The sequence below is a fragment of the Caenimonas sp. SL110 genome, from assembly GCF_001044395.1.
Taxonomy (GTDB): Bacteria; Pseudomonadota; Gammaproteobacteria; order Burkholderiales; family Burkholderiaceae_C; genus Ramlibacter.
The window spans coordinates 59,468-77,533 of record NZ_JANU01000006.1; the positions used below are offsets into that span (position 1 = coordinate 59,468).

15 protein-coding genes, 2 tRNA genes and 1 pseudogene are annotated in these 18,066 nt (G+C 62.6%); 10 read left to right on the plus strand and 8 right to left on the minus strand.

Annotated features, from left to right (window positions below; genetic code table 11):
• Window position 1 precedes the first annotated feature (1 nt).
• The 5 genes from AQ12_RS03955 to AQ12_RS03975 all read left to right on the plus strand — a co-directional run bounded on the left by AQ12_RS03955 (window position 2) and on the right by AQ12_RS03975 (window position 5,576).
• Window positions 2-1,525, plus strand: a complete 1,524-nt coding sequence (locus AQ12_RS03955) for a 3-hydroxyacyl-CoA dehydrogenase (protein WP_048438567.1) — start codon at window positions 2-4, stop codon at window positions 1,523-1,525.
• Window positions 1,522-2,301: an oxepin-CoA hydrolase, alternative type gene (locus AQ12_RS03960; RefSeq protein ID WP_048438568.1), complete on the plus strand. Its 780-nt coding sequence runs from the start codon at window positions 1,522-1,524 to the stop codon at window positions 2,299-2,301. Before AQ12_RS03955 ends, AQ12_RS03960 begins: the two co-directional genes overlap by 4 nt.
• Window positions 2,302-2,416: 115 nt before the next feature.
• Window positions 2,417-3,136: a Crp/Fnr family transcriptional regulator gene (locus AQ12_RS03965; RefSeq protein ID WP_048438569.1), complete on the plus strand. Its 720-nt coding sequence runs from the start codon at window positions 2,417-2,419 to the stop codon at window positions 3,134-3,136.
• A 13-nt stretch (window positions 3,137-3,149) separates the two neighbouring features.
• Window positions 3,150-4,253, plus strand: a complete 1,104-nt coding sequence (locus tag AQ12_RS03970) for a phosphotransferase (RefSeq protein ID WP_048438570.1) — start codon at window positions 3,150-3,152, stop codon at window positions 4,251-4,253.
• A 48-nt stretch (window positions 4,254-4,301) separates the two neighbouring features.
• Window positions 4,302-5,576: an acyl-CoA dehydrogenase family protein gene (locus AQ12_RS03975; RefSeq protein ID WP_048438571.1), complete on the plus strand. Its 1,275-nt coding sequence runs from the start codon at window positions 4,302-4,304 to the stop codon at window positions 5,574-5,576.
• 212 nt (window positions 5,577-5,788) lie between these two features.
• On the opposite strand, the gene AQ12_RS03980 is transcribed toward AQ12_RS03975, so the two are convergent.
• Window positions 5,789-6,400 carry a hypothetical protein gene (locus AQ12_RS03980; RefSeq protein ID WP_238587643.1) on the minus strand — a complete coding sequence of 204 codons (612 nt, stop codon included), beginning with the start codon at window positions 6,398-6,400 and terminating at the stop codon, window positions 5,789-5,791.
• 146 nt (window positions 6,401-6,546) lie between these two features.
• Between AQ12_RS03980 and AQ12_RS03985 the strand changes: the two genes are divergently transcribed.
• Complete coding sequence (locus tag AQ12_RS03985; RefSeq protein WP_082151399.1) at window positions 6,547-7,239, plus strand: glutathione binding-like protein; 693 nt, start codon at window positions 6,547-6,549, stop codon at window positions 7,237-7,239.
• Between the two features lie 24 nt (window positions 7,240-7,263).
• Here the strand turns inward: AQ12_RS03985 and AQ12_RS23105 are convergent, their stop codons facing one another.
• From AQ12_RS23105 to AQ12_RS04020, 7 genes and pseudogenes are all read right to left on the minus strand, one after another.
• A complete protein-coding gene (locus AQ12_RS23105) occupies window positions 7,264-8,037 on the minus strand; it encodes a hypothetical protein (RefSeq protein WP_193387956.1) in 774 nt (257 codons plus the stop codon).
• 150 nt (window positions 8,038-8,187) lie between these two features.
• Window positions 8,188-9,006, minus strand: coding sequence for an outer membrane beta-barrel protein (locus AQ12_RS03995; protein WP_082151400.1), 819 nt, complete (start codon window positions 9,004-9,006; stop codon window positions 8,188-8,190).
• A 320-nt stretch (window positions 9,007-9,326) separates the two neighbouring features.
• Window positions 9,327-9,403, minus strand: a tRNA-Arg gene (locus AQ12_RS04000).
• Between the two features lie 52 nt (window positions 9,404-9,455).
• Window positions 9,456-9,532 (minus strand) — tRNA-Pro (locus AQ12_RS04005).
• A gap of 51 nt (window positions 9,533-9,583) precedes the next feature.
• Window positions 9,584-11,008, minus strand: coding sequence for a benzoyl-CoA 2,3-epoxidase subunit BoxB (gene boxB / locus AQ12_RS04010; protein WP_048438574.1), 1,425 nt, complete (start codon window positions 11,006-11,008; stop codon window positions 9,584-9,586).
• A 156-nt stretch (window positions 11,009-11,164) separates the two neighbouring features.
• Entirely contained in the window at window positions 11,165-12,853 is a 1,689-nt protein-coding gene (gene boxC / locus AQ12_RS04015) for a 2,3-epoxybenzoyl-CoA dihydrolase (protein ID WP_152682664.1), read from the minus strand.
• A 27-nt stretch (window positions 12,854-12,880) separates the two neighbouring features.
• Window positions 12,881-13,756 (minus strand): annotated as a pseudogene (locus AQ12_RS04020) (helix-turn-helix transcriptional regulator); the annotation flags it as partial.
• Between the two features lie 104 nt (window positions 13,757-13,860).
• Here AQ12_RS04020 and AQ12_RS04025 point away from each other — a divergent pair.
• The 4 genes from AQ12_RS04025 (at window position 13,861) to AQ12_RS04040 (ending at window position 18,036) form a co-directional block, all read left to right on the plus strand.
• On the plus strand, window positions 13,861-14,334 hold the full coding sequence (locus AQ12_RS04025; RefSeq protein WP_048438577.1) for a flavodoxin domain-containing protein: 474 nt from the start codon (window positions 13,861-13,863) through the stop codon (window positions 14,332-14,334).
• 15 nt (window positions 14,335-14,349) lie between these two features.
• Window positions 14,350-15,945, plus strand: coding sequence for a benzoate-CoA ligase family protein (locus AQ12_RS04030; RefSeq protein WP_048438578.1), 1,596 nt, complete (start codon window positions 14,350-14,352; stop codon window positions 15,943-15,945).
• Window positions 15,946-16,018: 73 nt separating this feature from the next.
• Window positions 16,019-17,206 (plus strand): ABC transporter substrate-binding protein, encoded by a 1,188-nt coding sequence (locus tag AQ12_RS04035; RefSeq protein WP_048438579.1) that lies wholly within the window; start codon window positions 16,019-16,021, stop codon window positions 17,204-17,206.
• A 209-nt stretch (window positions 17,207-17,415) separates the two neighbouring features.
• Window positions 17,416-18,036 (plus strand): LysE family translocator, encoded by a 621-nt coding sequence (locus AQ12_RS04040; protein ID WP_048438580.1) that lies wholly within the window; start codon window positions 17,416-17,418, stop codon window positions 18,034-18,036.
• Window positions 18,037-18,066: the final 30 nt, after the last annotated feature.

An 18,066-nucleotide genomic window follows, 5' to 3' on the forward strand; every position in this document is an offset into this window, starting at 1 on the left:
AATGACTGTTACTTTTTCCAAGGTTGGCGTCGTGGGCGCCGGTGCGATGGGCCGGGGCATCGCCCAGATTGCAGCCCAGGCGGGCAGCGAGGTCCTCCTGTTTGACACGCAGCCCGCCGCCGTCGCAAAGGCTCTAGCCGAGGTCTTCGGCCAGTGGGATCGCCTGCATGAAAAGGGCCGCATCGACGCTGACGCCGCGCAACGCAACAAGGCCCTGCTCAAGCCTGCGGACAACCTGGCGGCGCTCGCAGACTGCGACCTGGTCATCGAAGCCATCGTCGAACGGCTGGACGTCAAGCAAGCACTCCTGGCTGAAATCGAAGGCATCGTGGCGCCTTCTGCGGTGCTCGTGACCAACACATCCTCGCTTTCAGTCACCGCCATCGCAGCCGCATTGAAGCGCCCGCAGCAGTTCGCCGGCTTCCACTTCTTCAACCCTGTGCCCCTCATGAAGGTGGTCGAGGTCATCGCAGGACTCAAGACAGCAAAGGCAGCGTGCCAGCAACTCGCAGCGTTCGCGCGCGACATGGGCCACACCCCCGTGCAGGCACAGGACACACCGGGCTTCATCGTCAACCACGCGGGCCGCGCCTACGGCACCGAAGCGCTGCGCATCGTCAGCGAAGGCATCAGCGATTTCGCCACCATCGACCGCATCCTGCGCGACCAGGTCGGCTTCAAGCTGGGCCCGTTCGAGCTGATGGACCTCACGGCGCTGGATGTGTCGCATCCAGTGATGGAGTCGATCTACCGCCAGTACTACGACGAGCCCCGCTATCGCCCCAGCGTCATCACGGCCCAGCGCCTGGCCGCAGGCGTGGTCGGGCGCAAGGTCGGCGAAGGCTTCTATTCATACATCGACGGCAAGGCGCAGGTTGCCCCCGAGCCGCCCACGCCGCAGGTCGCAGAGATGCCGCCCGTCTGGGTTTCGACGCGTGCTGCCAGGCGCTCGGAGCTGTACCAGCTGCTCAAGGACCTGGGTGCAAAGATCGAGACCGGGCAGTCGCCGTCCCCGCAAGCCCTGTCGATCGTCGCCCCGCTGGGCTTTGACATCACGACCGTGGCTGTCGTCGAGCGGCTCGACCCGTCCCGCACCGTCGGCATCGACATGCTCATCGACGACGCAGCGACCAAACGCCGCGTGCTGGCGACCAACCCGGCCACGCGTGCCGACATGCGCGACGCCGCACACGCCCTGTTCGCCCGCGACGGCAAGGCCGTGAGCGTGATTCGCGATTCAGGCGGCTTCGTCACGCAACGCGTGGTCGCATGCATCGTCAACATCGCCTCCGACATCTGCCAGCAGCAGATCTGCAGCCCGAAAGACCTGGAGACCGCCGTCACACTCGGCCTCGGTTATCCGATCGGGCCGCTGGCCATGGGTGACCGCTGGGGGCCGACCAACATCCTGGAAGTGCTGTTCAACATGCAGACGGTCTACGGCGATCCGCGTTATCGGCCCAGCCCGTGGCTCAGGCGCCGCGGCGCAATCGGTCTCTCGCTCTTGCATGAGGAAAACCAATGACAGCCGAACTCAAAAGCACCAGCCAGGGCGCGACGATGGTGCTCACGATCTGCAATCCCGAGCATCGCAATGCGTTGGGACCCGAGATGTACGCGGCGGGCGTCGAGGCGCTGAGCGTCGCCGAATCCAGCGCCGAGGTGCGCAGCGTGGTGATCGTCGGGCAAGGCACAACGTTTTCTGCCGGTGGCAATCTTCAACGCCTGCAGGCCAACCGCCAGCAGCCGCCCGAAGTGCAGGCGCAAAGCATCGAACAGCTGCACAGCTGGATCGAAGCGATCCGCACATTTCCCAAGCCGGTGATCGCAGCGGTTGAAGGGGCTGCTGCGGGTGCCGGATTTTCGCTGGCGCTGGCCTGCGACATGATCGTGGCCGCCGACGATGCGATCTTTGCCATGGCCTATAGCAGCGTGGGCCTGTCACCCGACGCTGGCGGCACCTGGAGCCTTGCGCACGCCATGCCGCGGCAACTCGCCAGCGAGCTGCTGATGAACGGCGAGCGCATCGGTGCGCAGCGCCTGTTCGAGCTGGGCATCGTCAATCGGGTTGTGTCGGCCGGGCAGGCGATGACCCAGGCACTGGCTATCGCCGAGAAACTCAATGATCGCGCGCCTAACGCGATTGCCAGCATCAAGGAACTGCTCAATGATGCGCCAGGCGCGATGCTCAGCCGGCACCTGGCAAGCGAACGCGACCACTTCGTGCGTAACCTGCACCACGCGAACGCGGGCATCGGGATCGAAGCATTCCTGACCCGGTCCAAGCCGCGCTACGAATAGCGCCCGGCTAGAAACGAGTACGGGCGGCGAGTCGCCTAGGGGATCATCCCCCGTTGTTTCACCACGTCCCGCACGCGACAATGCACGGCACCAGCAGTCGCTGACAAGACAGGCCATGGACGACCCCATTCTTACCATCGAAGAACGTGAAGCGATCAACTCGGGTCGCTGGTTCTCATCCCTTTCACCTTCACTCAGGCACGACATCCTGCGATGCGCTTACGTCAAACGCTACAAGGACGGCGAACTCATCTGCGCGCGCGGCGATGCGGCGGACGAGTGGAGCGCTGTGTCCAAAGGCGCGGTACGGGTGAGCTCCACCTCGATCTCGGGCAAGCAGGTCACGCTCACCTACGTGGAGCCGGGTGTGTGGTTTGGCGATGTGGCGATTTTCGACGGCGACCGGCGCACGCACGATGCCTATGCGCACGGCGACACCAGCATGCTCACTGTGTCGCGCGGCGACCTGCGGCGCATCCTGACCGAACACACCGAGCTGTACGAGGCGCTGCTTCGGCTGCACGCACGCCGCATTCGGCAGCTGTTCGGCCTGGTGGAAGACTTGAACACCCTGCCCTTGCGCGCGCGGCTGGCCAAGCAGCTCACGCACCTGGCCCGCAGCTACGGTGTGCCGTCGCTCTCAGACGCGCGCGAAGTGCGTATCGGCTTGCAGCTGGCCCAGGAAGAACTGGCGCAGTTGCTGGGCGCATCACGCCAGCGCGTGAACCAGGAACTCAAGGCGATGGAGCGCGAGGACGTGATCCGCATCGAACCGGGCGGGCTGGTTGTGCGCAATCGCGAAGCGCTCATGAAAATCATCGACGCTGAACTTTGACAAGAACAATTCGATGACCAACTACGACCACTTTATCGGCACGCGCGCTGTCTCCGACAAGCACGCCTTCGACACCGGCGCACTCACCGCCTGGCTCGAAAAAAACCTGGACGGTTTCAGCGGCCCGCTCACCGTCGAAATGTTCAAGGGCGGCCAGTCCAACCCGACCTACAAGCTCGTCACACCCGGCAAGAGCTATGTGATGCGCGCCAAGCCCGGCCCGGTAGCCAAACTGCTCCCCTCGGCCCACGCAGTCGAGCGCGAGTTCGCCGTGATGAGCGGCCTGGGCGGCACCGATGTGCCCGTGCCCCACATGTACTGCCTGTGCGAAGACGAATCCGTCATCGGCCGCGCGTTCTACATCATGGAGTTCATGCAGGGCCGCGTGCTGTGGGACCAGGCCCTGCCCGACATGACACCCGCGCAGCGCGCCGAAATCTACGACGAGATGAACCGCGTGATCGCGGCGCTGCACACGGTTGACTTCGCATCGCGTGGCCTCGCGGGCTACGGCAAGCCCGGCAACTACTTCGACCGCCAGATCGGCCGATGGAGCAAGCAGTACAAGGCATCGGCCGATGGTGCGGGTCCGATGAGCCAGCCGATTGCCGAGATGGAGCAGCTGGTGGAGTGGCTGCCGAAAAACCTACCGGCCGCTGCGCGCGACGAAGCCAGGGTGTCCATCGTGCACGGCGACTTTCGCCTGGACAACCTGATGTTCCACGCCACTGAGCCGCGCATCATCGCGGTGCTCGACTGGGAGCTGTCCACGCTGGGGCATCCGATGGCCGACTTCAGTTATCACTGCATGGCCTGGCACATTCCGCACAGCGCATCGCGCGGCATCGGCGGGCTCGACCTTCAGGCACTGGGCATTCCCTCCGAAGAGCAATACATCCAGCGCTATTGCGAACGCACGGGCCTGGCCACGCCGCAAGAGCTCAAGGGCGACTGGAATTTCTATCTCGCCTACAACATGTTCCGCATCGCCGCGATCCTGCAAGGCATTGCCAAGCGGGTCGAGACCGGCACGGCGTCCAGCGCGCAGGCCGCAGCGTCGGGCGCAGGCGCCAGGCCGATGGCCCAACTCGCCTGGCAGTTCGCGCAAAAAGCCTGAACTGCCGCACCGCATAACGCCACAAGCACTTACCCAAGGAAGACACACATGGACTTCGAGTACTCACCCAAGACCCGTGAACTGCAGGCCAAGCTGCTCAAGTTCATGGACGACCACATCTATCCGAACGAGAAGGCGTACCACGAGGAGCTCGAAGCCAACACCAAGGCAGGCAAGCGCTGGTCGGCCCTGAACACCATCGAGAACCTCAAACCCAAGGCACGCGCTGCGGGCCTGTGGAACCTGTTCCTGCCGGTCGATAGCGCATCGGCATCGGGCTACGAGGGCGCGGGCCTGACCAACCAGGAATACGCACCGCTGGCCGAAATCATGGGCCGGGTGCAGTGGTCCAGCGAGGTCTTCAACTGCTCGGCTCCCGACACGGGCAACATGGAAACGATCGCGCGTTACGGCTCGGAGGCGATCAAGGCGCGTTGGCTCAAGCCCTTGCTCGAAGGCCAGATCCGCTCGGCCTTTGCCATGACCGAGCCCGACGTCGCTTCGTCGGACGCAACCAACATCGCCACCCGCATCGAGCGCGATGGCGGCGACTACGTCATCAACGGACGCAAGTGGTGGATCTCCGGTGCGGCCGATCCGCGCTGCGCCGTCTTCATCACGATGGGCAAGACCGACCCGGAAGCGCCCCGCCATTCGCAGCAAAGCATGATCATCGTGCCGGCCGATGCCAAAGGCATCCGCATCGTGCGACCGCTCACCGTGTTCGGCTACGACGACGCGCCACACGGCCACGTCGAGATGTTTTTCGAGAACGTGCGAGTGCCCGCGGACAACATCCTGCTGGGCGAAGGACGTGGCTTCGAGATTGCACAAGGCCGCCTGGGCCCCGGACGCATCCACCACTGCATGCGCCTGATCGGCCTGGCCGAGCGCGCACTCGAATTGATGTGCCGCCGTGCCCTCTCGCGTGTGGCATTTGGCAAGACCGTGGCGCAGCAGACGGTGACGCAAGAGCGCATCGCCGAAGCCCGCTGCAAGATCGACATGGCTCGCCTGCTCACCTTGCGCGCGGCCTGGCTGATGGACATCGCCGGCAACAAGGTTGCCAAGAACGACATCGCGATGATCAAGGTGGTGGCGCCTAACATGGCGCTGCAGGTGATCGACTGGGCCATGCAGGTTCATGGCGGCGGCGGCGTGAGCGGCGATTTCCCGCTGGCGTCTGCCTGGGCAGGCGCACGCACGCTGCGGTTTGCGGACGGCCCGGATGAGGTGCACCGCAATGCGATTGCCAAGTGGGAACTGGGCAAGTACGGCGCTTACGGCAAGGATGCCGAAGTGCCGATCACACGCGGAAGCTGAACTCCAGCAAAGTGGCTGTCATTGCGGACTAGCTCCGCAAGCCACCGCAAATCGGCAGCGGTGCCTGATCCATCGCTGCATGGATGCCGGATCCAGTCCGGCATGACATCCGCAGGCCTGCTGTCATTGCGGACTTGATCCGCAATCCATGACTTCTGCCGCCGCTTGCGCATCGCGGTAGCCGACGGATCAGGTGCGGCATGACATCCGCGTCAGCCCCTGGGCTCCGGTCCCAGGTTGACCAGGGCCGAATCACAGCACGTCTGGAAGATCAGTGAAGCATGCCGCAGGGTCGGCATGCCCGCCGGTGAATATTCCATGCGCAGATAGGCCTTGCCGCGCAGGATGAGGATCATGAACGGAACCTCGACCGAGGGCGCCGGTTCGGGCCAGTCCGTCATCATCATTGCAAGCTGCGGCTCTATCCAGGCCATCGCATTTTCGCGGCGGTCGGTCAGCACGCTGTACCGTTCCCAGAACTCCTGAGACGGCCCTTCCCAGCCGACCTCCTCGAACATGGCAAGCCAGCGCATCTCTTCGGGCAGGCTCGGATCGATCTGCGTCTGCAGCGGATCGGTGAACATGGAATACGCCTTCTTTTCCAGCGCCTCCTTCAGCGGCTTGTTCATGACGAGCACTGCCACCTCATCACGCACGGCCAGCTCGGCACGGGCGCGGAGTTCTTCCCCCAGGATGTAGTTGCGTGTGGGACGCCCGATCTGCATGCGCCAGGGCTTGCCGTTGATATTTCCCTGGAGCGCGACTTCGTGCCCGCTGCCGTCGATGGAAAAACCAAAGCCCTGGGTCGCGGCCCATTCAGACATGGGGCCATACGAGTGCTGGGAGGCTGGGCCCTCTGCCGGCGACGCTTGTTTCGCGCCTCTGGAAAGAGCCTTTTTGATGCGATCAAACATGCGCTGGACGTTTCCCCTAGAGTCGCATTATTCATGAACCCATGCCGGAGCAACAAATGATCGAGGTATTTTCGTGGGCAACGCCCAACGGGCACAAGGTCCACATCATGCTGGAGGAATGCGGCCTGCCCTACCAGGTGACGGCGGTGAACATCGGCACCGGCGACCAGTTCAAGCCCGAGTTCCTCAAGATCAGCCCGAACAACAAGATCCCGGCAATCATTGACCCGCAAGGCCCCGACGGCAAACCGATCCACCTGTTCGAGTCGGGCGCCATCCTCATCTACCTGGCGGCCAAAACCGGGCGCTTCATGCCTGCAACCGATCGCGAAAAATACGACGTGCTGCAGTGGCTGATGTTCCAGATGGGCGGCGTCGGCCCGATGCTGGGCCAGGCGCACCACTTTCGCCTGTACGCACCCGAGAAGGTGGAGTACGCAGTCAATCGCTACTCCAACGAGGCCAAGCGGCTCTATGGCGTCATCGAGCGACGCCTCCAGGAAAGCAAATGGCTGGGCGGAAAAGAATATTCCATCGCCGATATCGCCACGTTCCCGTGGATTCGCAGCTGGGAAAAGCAGGGACTGGCGCTTTCCGACTACCCCGCTGTGGAGCAATGGGTTCGCAAGATCGAAGAGCGACCCGCGGTGCAACGCGGCGTCAAGGTGCTGGCGGACCTTCGCAAGCCCATCACGGACGACAAGGCGCGGGAAATACTGTTCGGCAAGACCCAGTACGAGAGGCGCTAATACTCCGCGCCCCCTGCCCCAACCTCAGTTGCTTCCAGCCTCGCTGGTCGGGCCCTTGACGGTCTGGAAGCCGAAAACATCGCGAAGCGGCTTCGTCTCGGGCAGCACATACACAACGCCGTAAGTCCCCTTGAACATCGGGCTCACGACCTCGTCGTAGAAAGGCACAGGCACGTTGATGCATCCGTAGGTGATGCGCTTGTCCGCGACAGATGCAGATGCAAGCCGCTCTGCACGCCGCTCTTTGGGTGTGCCCTTCACGACGCGGTGCAGGGACAGGGCCGATTCGTAGTCCACCCACAGCACCTCGATGCCATGAATGTCCTTTGCGAGCGACGCCATGAAGCGGCCCGCAGGGGTTGTGCGTTCTTCCGGCTTGATGGCGGAGAGCTTTTTCTGTCCGATGCCGGGAACGGTGTGGTCGCCAATCGCGACGCCCAAAAGCGCGGTGGTCGTTCCCCGAAGCTTGCCATCGGGCTGGAATACAAAGACGCGCGCCTGAAGTTTGTCGATCACCATGAAAGGCAGGTTCTTGTGGTCGCCCGACTGGAGCACCCAGTCGGCCACTTCACGGGCCTGGCTCGACGGCGTCGTGGGTCCGAAATCGGCCCTGCGCGGTGGTTCAACAAGGCCCTGCTGAAGGCTGATGGCAGGTTCTACGGGAACCGGAACCTTGAATGCCGCTGGCTGGTCGGCCGCGATGGCCGCAAATCCCCCGAGACACAAAGTCAGGATGACTGCGCATCCTCGAATCCGTCCGGCAAAACCCATCATGTCCTTGAACCCCAAATGAAACATCCGAAACATTCGCCGTTGCTGGAAGGCCCGGGAACGGCTGACCTGCGCCGAGTCTAAACCGCGATCGGCTCGCGTGGGTGCGTGTTACACGCACCCAAAGAAAAAGCACGGCGAAGATGCGATCTTCGCCGTGCTTTGCGTTTCTAGCGCTTAGTTACGCCCTTGCTTCGGCGGCGGCTCTGGCGGCGGAGGCGGGGGAGGAGGAGGCGGCGGCGGTGGTGGCGGTGGCGGCACAACGCGCGGAGGCGGTGGTGGCGGCGGTGGCGGTGCTACGTAGACCGGAGCGGGCTGGACGACCGGAACCACGCGCGGCACGGAGCCGAAGTAGTACACCAGGCCGACCGAAGCCATGTCGATGTGCGACTTGTTGCGCACAGCATCGTTGAAGCGATAGCGCTCCAGTTCTGCACGAACCGACAGGCGATCGGTGAACGCGTATTGCGCACCAATGCCGAACTTCGCGCGGACATGCATGTCACCATGATTGCCGGTGACTGCAGGGCCGCCCGTACGGAAGAACTCCGTGCGTTCGTCCATGTACGCAGCGCCGACCTTGCCGAAGACCGAGAAACGCTCGCCGAATGGGATGATGCCCACCAGGTCGAGGTTCAGGCCCTTCGGGTTGACCGAGCCACCGAACGTGCCGATGGGGCTCGTGGTGTAGTCGTAGTTGAACTTGCCGAGGTTGAAATATCCACCTTCCAGGGCAAAGTTGCGGCTCATGCGGTAGCCGCCGTAGACCTTGTAGCCGTTGCTGCTGTCGCTGTCGCGATAGGTCAGTACGCCATAGCCGGGGCCGGCGAACGGGGTGATGTTGTTGGCGCGCTCGAAGTCGCCGCTGGTCGAGCCGATACTGGCACCGGCATACCAGCCGTTAGGCTCGGCAGCAAGCGCGGAAGTACAAGCCATTACGGCAGCAGTCACAAGACTTAACTTGTGAATGGCCGGCAAATGCCTTCGTAGGTTCATGATGGTTCCTGTAAGTTGTTCACGTTCCTGTGAGGAACTGGCGCTAGCATCGTGCAGCGCAGCACCCCACCCTGTAGGACAAGACCGTCTGATCCGTTAACGTGGCCGCAGGGCAACTCAACAGTCATCCAGCTGTTTCCAATTGTGAGGAACCCCGCACGCGCACTGCGTTAGCACCATAATCGCCGCCCTTTTTTTCATGGGCCGCAAGAACCGCTGAGAGCGCCTGGGTGGTTGGCGAAAAAATGCGCAAAGGGGGGTGCAAACGCAAAGAGGCGTGCAAAGACAGGTGGGAAATGAGGTACGGGAGCGGCGCCGATTGGCCTGCCCGGAGGGAATCGAACCCCCGACAACTTGCTTAGAAGGCAAGTGCTCTATCCAACTGAGCTACGGGCAGTCAGGATGGAAAAAAGCCGTTGGGTTAGCAACGGCTTTAACAACGGCTGAAATGGTCGGGGCGACAGGATTCGAACTTGCGACTTCTGCGTCCCAAACGCAGCGCTCTACCAGACTGAGCTACACCCCGAAGTCACGGATTGTACCTGCCCCAGCAGTCGATTCTGCGAGGCAGGTGCAATTAGAGCTTCACGTATTCATATTCGACCGGCTGCGCATTGATGCCGCGGTCAGGCGGAGCGATCCAGCCGGCCATCTTTCCGGGGTCGGTCACGCGGTGCATCAGGCTCTTGACGAAGGCGATGTCTGCGTCAGACGGCAGCCAATCGGCCTTCTTCGCATCGAACTCGGCCTGCGTGATCGGCTGGCCCAGCGGATCGGTCGGGATGTTGGACCAAACGCCCACCTGGCGGCGAAAACGCGTCGAGGGCAGCTTCAATTCGAATGCGATGCCCGCACGCTTGATGGCCATGTTCCAGCGCGTCACGCCGACATTGCAGTCCTTCACATACTCCAGGCGCGTGATCTCGTTCATGCCGTTGCGGGTAGAGACGGACTGGTTCATCAGCCCGCCCTTGCCATCGGGCACCTGTATGGTCATCTCGGTATCGGACTCCACGTGGTCCGCGAACTTGGCCTCATCGGGACGGCCCTTGATGCCGTTGCTGAAATAGTTGGCCGCATTCGATGACGACTCCGACCCGAACAGGTCCAGCGAACTGGTGAACCAGAAATTCATGAAGCGCTGGATCGTCGGCAAATCAATCACGCCGGCCTTGCGCAGCGTGGCGACGTCGTCGGTATCAAGCTCCTTCATCACCTCCAGCGTGCGCTTGATGACGCGGCCCACACCCGTCTCGCCGACAAACATGTGATGCGCTTCTTCGGTCAGCATGAAGCGAGTCGTGCGCGCGAGCGGATCGAACGCGCTCTCGGCAAAACTCTTGAGCTGGAACTTGCCATCACGGTCTGTGAAATACGTGAACATGAAAAACGACAGCCAGTTGTCCATCGGCTCGTTGAACGTCCCCAGGATGCGTGGCTTGTCCGGATCGCCGCTGTGGCGCTCGAGGAGTTCTTCGGCCTCTTCGCGGCCGTCGCGGCCGAAGTGCGCGTGCAACAGGTAAACCATCGCCCACAGGTGCCGGCCTTCTTCCACGTTCACCTGGAACAGATTGCGCAGGTCGTACAGCGATGGCGCCGTGTGGCCGAGCAGGCGTTGCTGCTCAACCGATGCGGGCTCGGTATCGCCTTGCGTCACGATGAGACGACGAAACGTCGAGCGGTACTCGCCGGGCACGTCCTGCCACACGTCCTGCCCCATGAAGTCGCCGAAGCCGATCTTGCGGCCCTCTTCCTTGTCGGCCAGGAAGATGCCCCAGCGGTACTCGGGCATCGGTGTGTAGCCGTAGCTGGCCCAGCCTTGCGCATCAACGCCGACAGCAGTGCGCAGGAATACTTCCTTGGCCTTGAAGTCGCTGGGGCCCATCTCGTCCCACCAGTTCAGGAACGCGGGCTGCCAGTGTTCCAGCGCGCGCTGCAACTGGCGGTTTTCGCCGAGGTGGACATTGTTGGGAATGAGGGCCTGAAGATCGATATTGCTCATAGGGTTCTCTCGTAGTGATCACATGTTGCTGCCGGCTGTCATTGCGGGTTTGACTTCGTGCCGGATGTCATTGCGGACTTGATCCGCAATCCATGCCTTCAACCGCCGTCGAAATGCATGGATGCCGGATCGAGTCCGGCATGACAGCCTCAAAGGTCAGATCCGTTTCCAGTCGAATTTCGCTTTCTTTCCGGTACCGAAGAGCTTGAGTGCGCCCTCTTCGCCCACTGCGTTGGGCCGGATGAAAATCCAGTTTTGCCAGGCGGACAAACGTCCGAAAACACGCGTCTCCATCGTTTCCTTGCCGGGGAAACGCAGCGACGCTTCCATGCCCGTGAGCGCATCCGGCGACAGCGACGCGCGCTCCTCCAGCATGATGCGAATCTCGTCGTCCCAGTCGATGTCATCGGGGGTCAGCGTGACCAGGCCCAGGGCCAGTGCCTGGTCCGCACGCAGCGGGCTGTCCTGCAATGCCTGCAACTGGGCGATGGTCTGTTCGTCTTCGCAGAACCGGGTCTGCAAGCGTGTGAGCGCGTTGACTTCAGGGTACCTGCCGAAGTTGGCCGCGTTCAACTGCAGCGAAGGCGCAGCGTCCGGCGAATCGGGCAGGTCCAGCATGTAGATGCGGTCGCAGGCGAGCGCCAGTTCAAAGAACGTCCCGGCGAAGCACGAACCCGCGTCAACCAGGGCGATCAGCGAGCGGCTCGTCACGTCGAGCCTTGCCAGCGTGCGCCGCAGTGCACCGGTGGTCTCGCGTACGAGCCAGTGGTCCTTGTGCTGCTCCAGCACTGCATCGGCCTGCATCACATGATGCGCATCGCCGCGTGTCTTGATGACCCAGGTGCCGATCTCCAGTTCGTTGGTGCGCAGGTTCAGGATCAGGTCGTCGAGCTCGCGCGCCAACTGAAGCGGCCACCAGTTCGCGCCGGCTGCCTCGATGGCTTCAGGCTTGCTTTCAATCGCTGCCCTGGGCGCGCTCACGGTGATGGTCGCGATGCGCGTTGCTCGGTCGATCTCGGCGCTGACCGTTGCGTAGTAGTAGCCGCCGTCTTCAATTCGAGGTGCAAGCGGCGTGAGCTCAATGCCCTGGGTCCCGCTGCGGTTGGATTGCTTGCGAAGTGCTTCCACTTCGGCCGCGACCAGCTGCGCAAACTGCTGCGGCTTCGCGTGCCCGTCGATCAGTTTCCAGTCGCGGGCGCGGTCTGCGCGAACACCCTCGCTGGTCGTGCAAAAAATGTCAGCGAGATCGCGGCGCACCTTGCGCTTGTCCGTCACACGGGTCAGTCCGCCGGTGCCGGGCAACACGCCAAGCAGCGGCACCTCGGGCAGGCTCACCGTGCTGGCACGGTCGTCGATCATGACGATGCGGTCACAAGCCAGCGCCAGCTCATAACCACCGCCTGCACATGCGCCCGTCACAGCCGCAAGCGACTTCAGTCCGTCATTGCGCGACGAATCCTCCAGCCCGTTGCGCGTCTCATTCGTGAACTTGCAGAAGTTCACTTTCCAGGCGTGGGTGGAAAGGCCCAGCATGTAGATGTTGGCGCCCGAGCACCAGATCTTTTCCTTGCCGCTTTCAAACACCACCACCTTGACTTGCGGATGCTCGAAACGCACACGGTTGATCGCATCGTGCAGCTCGATGTCAACGCCCAGGTCGTAGCTATTGAGCTTGAGCTTGTAGCCCGGCTTGATGCCGCCGTCTTCATTGATATCGAGCTTCAGGCGAGCGACATCGCCATCGACTGTCAGCGTCCAGTGCTGGTACCTGGACGGGTGCGTCGCGAAGCTCACCATTTCGCGGTCGCCCTGCTTGAACAGGAGTGGTTCGGTCATTGCGTTCATGTGTGTCCTCGGGTCAGGTTGTGCGTTTCAGGGAACAGCGCGTTCCAGGTCTTTGAGCGATTGCTTGACGGTGCGGGCTGCCGTATCGACGACGGCATCAGCGCGCGCATAGAGCGCCTCGCGGCTGGCAAGGATCCGGCGGATGTCTTCCATCGCCTCCACCGTGGCGCCGCTGGTGGAATCAAACGGGCGCATATCGCCCTGCGCCACCACGCGGCTCATGTGTTCTTCGGGGTTGGCCTTGAGCCAGACGCAATAGAAGCGGCTTTGCAGCAGGTCGAATGTTTCGCGCTCGCTCACGATGCTGCCGCCGGTTGTCATCACGACGCCATCGGCGTGGTCTTCGGCGATGCGAAAAAGCGCGCGCCGCTCATAGCGGCGGTAGCCGCCCTGCCCGTGCAGCAGCAGGATCTCATTCATGCTGGTGCCGGCTTCGCGCTCGATCTCCCGATCCAGTTCGATGAAGGGCACGCCGCGCGCGGCAGCCAGTTGCGCGCCAAGCGTCGTCTTGCCCGCACCGCGAAGGCCGATCAACGCGACACGCTTTTCGCGACCTTCGGCGTCACCGATTCCGAAGGTTGTCGCGAGCAGCGAATGCGCCTGGTCGAGCTGCGCATCTTCCAGTCGACCCAGCAATGAATAGAGACGGCTGAGCGCGGGACGCGGCGCATCCTGCAGCAATTCAAGAATCGTGATGTTCAGTGCGCGAGCAGCCGCTTCCAGCGAGTTGATGGAGACATTGCCCTTGCCGCTTTCCACGTCAGCGAGAAAGCGCTCGGACAAACCCGAGTCGGCGGCGAGCTGCTTGCGCGTCATGCCGCGCCGGGCCCGCCACGCACGCACACGAGCACCCAGTTCAGCCAGGGTGGCCTTGCTTTCGTGCTCGGTTGTTGCTTGCATGTCAGGTTTTTCTGCGTGGGACTTGCGCTAGATCAAGATTGCAGTATACTTCCTATCAATCGCATGTCAAGCAGTTTACTGCATGCAACCCAAGGATGAACAGATATATGAAGCTCAAGATCCTCGTTGGCACCATGACCAGCACCGCCGACTATGTTGCGCAAGCGATCCAGATGGATTGCGCCGACCTTGTCGAAGACATCGAAGTGCTGCTGATGGACGGCCTCGATATCAGTGCATTCGATGAAGCAGATGCACTTTATCTCATCTGCTCGTCCACTTATGGGTCGGGCGACGTGCCGGACAACGCCCGCATGCTCTACGACTCCCTCGACTCGCAACCGAAATTCCTGGGGCATGTTCGCTATGGCGTGATCGCACTCGGCGACCGCACGTATCTCAACACCTTCTGCTTTGGCGGCAAGAAATTCGACGAGCGTCTGCAGGGCCTGGGCGCGCAGCGTGTTGGCGAGGTCTGGTGCCACGACGCGAGTGCCGGCACGCTGCCAGAAGAGCTCGGCGCAGTGTGGTGCCGGGAGTGGCTTGCACAGGCACTGACGCTTGCTCCCGTCGCCGCCTGAACGCGAACCCGTCCCATGCGAGCGAGCCGCGCCGACCATTCCCATACGCCGCCGCGGATTGAAATCCCCCGGGATTACAACGCGGCCCACGACCTCCTCAGCCGCAATGCGGCACGCCCGGACAAGGTCGCTTTCATTGATGCCGCCTCAGGTGCACAGCTGACCTACGGCGAACTCGCCGACCAGGCCTACCGGCTGGCGAACGCGTTGCGCGCACGCGGCTTCGCGCCCGAAACACGCGTGATGGTCGCCATGCTCGACACGCTGGAATGGCCTGTCGTTTTTCTCGGATGCATCCTGGCCGGCGTGATCCCGGTCGCAGCGAACACACTGCTCACGAGCAAAGATTTCGACTTCATGCTGCGCGATTCGCGCGCCCAGGCTCTCTTCGTTTCGAAGCCGCTCCTGCCTGCGTTCGAGCCGCTCATCGCAAACATTTCCTCATTGCGCAGCGTCATCGTTGCCGGCACCGATGGCGACAACTCGGTGGCAGCGCTGGTGGCCTCGGGCGATGCCTCGCACACCGTCACCGAGACCTGTGCAGACGACGCGTGTTTCTGGCTGTATTCCAGCGGCTCCACCGGCACACCCAAGGGCACGGTGCATCTTCACAGCCACCTGGTCCAGACGGCTGAGCTTTACGGGCGTGGCGTGCTGGGCATTCGACAAGACGACGTCGTTTATTCGGCGGCCAAGTTCTTCTTCGCGTATGGACTGGGCAACAGCCTCACGTTTCCGATCAGCGTCGGTGCGACCACGGTGCTGCTGCCCACGCGTCCCACACCGGCCGATGTTTTCAATGTCCTGAAGAAATTCAGACCGACGATTTTTTACGGCGTTCCCACGCTTTACGCCGCGCTGCTGGCAGACCCTGCAAAGCCATCACGCAGCGAGTTGCGCCTGCGCGTTTGCACCAGCGCGGGGGAAGCCCTGCCCGCCGAGATCGGCAAGCGCTGGACCGAGACCTACGCCTGCGAAATTCTCGATGGCATCGGCTCGACCGAGATGCTGCACATCTTCCTGTCCAATCGCCCCGGCGAGGTCCGCTATGGCACGACGGGCAAGGCCGTGCCGGGGTACGAGCTGAGAATCGTCGGCGACGACGGACGTGAATGCGGCCCCGATGAAATCGGCGAGTTGCAGATCAAGGGTCCGAGCGCAGCGATCATGTACTGGAACAGCCGCGAAAAAACCAAGTCCACATTCGCCGGCGAGTGGACACGAAGCGGCGATAAATACACCTGCAGCGACGACGGCTTCTACACCTACGGCGGCCGCACCGACGACATGCTCAAGGTCGGCGGCATCTACGTATCGCCCTTCGAAGTCGAAGCCTGCCTGATGACACACGCCAGCGTGCTCGAAGCGGCTGTGGTGGGTATTGCGGACTCGGACGATCTGGTCAAGCCCAAGGCTTTTGTTGTGCTCAAGGCAGGCCAGCCCGCCTCGGCCAGCGACCTGCAAATGCATGTGAAGAGCCTGCTCGCTCCCTACAAATACCCGCGCTGGATCGAGTTCGTCTCCGAGCTGCCCAAGACCGCAACCGGCAAGATCCAGCGCTTCAAGCTGAGGTCGGCGTCTGCACCGTCGTCACCGTCAAACTCCGGGTAAGCCACAGTACGATCGTCCTCGCAGCGGACAGAAAATGCTTTAGGCTTCAATTAATTCACAGAGGAAGAAACCCATGACCACTCGCCGTCTCGTGCTGACCCGTAGCGCCGCCATCGTGGGCGCAGCGTCCACTGGTTTGCTGCTGCCGCAGATCACCCGCGCCCAGGGCAACAAGGTGCGCGTGGGCCTGATGCTGCCGTACACCGGCACGTTCGCGCAGTTGGGCGTTGCGATCGAAAACGGCGTTCGCATGGCCATCAACGAAAAGGGCGGCAAGCTCGGCGGTCGCGACATCGAGTGGTTCAAGGTCGACGACGAATCCGAGCCGTCCAAGGGCGTCGAAAACGCCACCAAGCTGGTGCAGCGCGACAAGGTCGATGTGCTCATCGGCACGGTTCACTCGGGCGTGCAGATGGGCATCCAGCGCGTGGTCCGCGACAGCGGCACGCTCTGCCTGATTCCCAACGCAGGCGTTCACGCGGCAACGCGCGCCCTGTGCGCACCCAATGTGTTCCGCACCTCGTTCACCAACTCGCAGCCCACGCTCGCGCTCGGCAAGGCGATGGTGGACAAGGGCCACAAGAAGGCCGTGTGGATCACCTGGAAGTACGCCGCGGGCGACGAAGCCTACGAAGGCTTCAAGGAAAGCTACACCGCAGCAGGCGGCACCATCGTCAAGGAACTGGGCCTGCCCTTCCCCAACGTCGAGTTCCAGGCGCTGCTCACCGAGATCGCATCGATCAAGCCCGACGCAGTGGCCTGCTTCTTCGCAGGCGGCGGCGCAGCCAAGTTCATCCGCGACTACGCGGCTGCCGGCCTCAAGGGTCGCATTCCGCTGTACGGCTCGGGCTTCCTGACTGAAGGCGTGCTCGACGCTGCCGGTCCCGCAGCCGACGGCATCATCACCACGATGCACTACAGCGACTCGCTCGACACGCCGCGCAACAAGCAGTTCCGCAGCGCCTACGCATCGCAGTTCAAGATGCAGCCGGACGTGTATGCGGTGCAAGGCTACGACACGGGCTTGCTGCTGTCGCAGGGCGCTGCCGCCGTCAAGGGCGACCTGGCCAACAAGCAGGCGCTCTACAAGGCCATGGAGTCCGCCACCATCGACAGCCCACGCGGCAAGTGGACGATGAGCAAGTCGCACAACCCGGTGCAGGACATGTACCTGCGCGTGGTCGAGAACAAGGAAAACAAGGTGATCGGCGTGGCCGCCAAGGCGCTGGCCGATTCGGGCGCCGGCTGCAAGATGGGCTGAGCCGAATGGCTGTCATGCCGGATTTGATCCGGCATCCAACGCGAAGCGGCGACTGCGCTCGATCCACGATGGATTGCGGATCAAGTCCGCAATGACAGCCACTAACATTTGTCATGCCGGACTTGATCCGGCATCCACCGCGAAGCGGCGACTGCGCTCATTCCACGATGGATTGCGGATCGAGTCCGCAATGACAGCCAACTGAAGCAATGACCCTCACCACCTACCTCCTCTACGTCGCCGCCGTCCTGCTCTTGATCGTGACCCCGGGTCCGACCATGCTGATGTGCATGACGAACTCGGTCAATCACGGGCCGCGCCATGCGATGACGTCGGTCGCCGGCGCGGTGACTGCGGTGCTCGCGGTCATGGCACTGTCCGCGATGGGTCTCGGCGCGTTGCTGGCGACTTCAGAGACGGCCTTCACGGTTGCGAAGGTGGTCGGCGCGGCCTATCTCATCTGGCTGGGCGTCAAGACCTTTCGCAGCAAGTCCATGCTGATGGTCGAAGGTGACGCGCTGCCCCGTCGCCGCTCGTTCTACCTGCAAGGCTTCATGGTGGGCGCGAGCAACCCCAAGGCGGTGTTGTTCTTTGCGGCTTTCTTTCCGCAGTTCCTCAATCCTGCAGAGCCCATCGCTCCCCAGTTCGCGATCCTCGCCCTCACCTTCATGGCATTCGAGTTCGCAGTCCTGACCGCATGCGCGCTCGGCGTGGCAAAGCTCGTGCCCCTGCTTCGCACCAGCGGTATCGTGCGCTGGATCAACCGCGTGTGCGGCGGTCTCTTCACTGTCATGGGCGGCCTGCTGCTGCTGACACGCCGCAACGCCTGAGCGCTTGACCGACTGATTGCCTGAACGCCT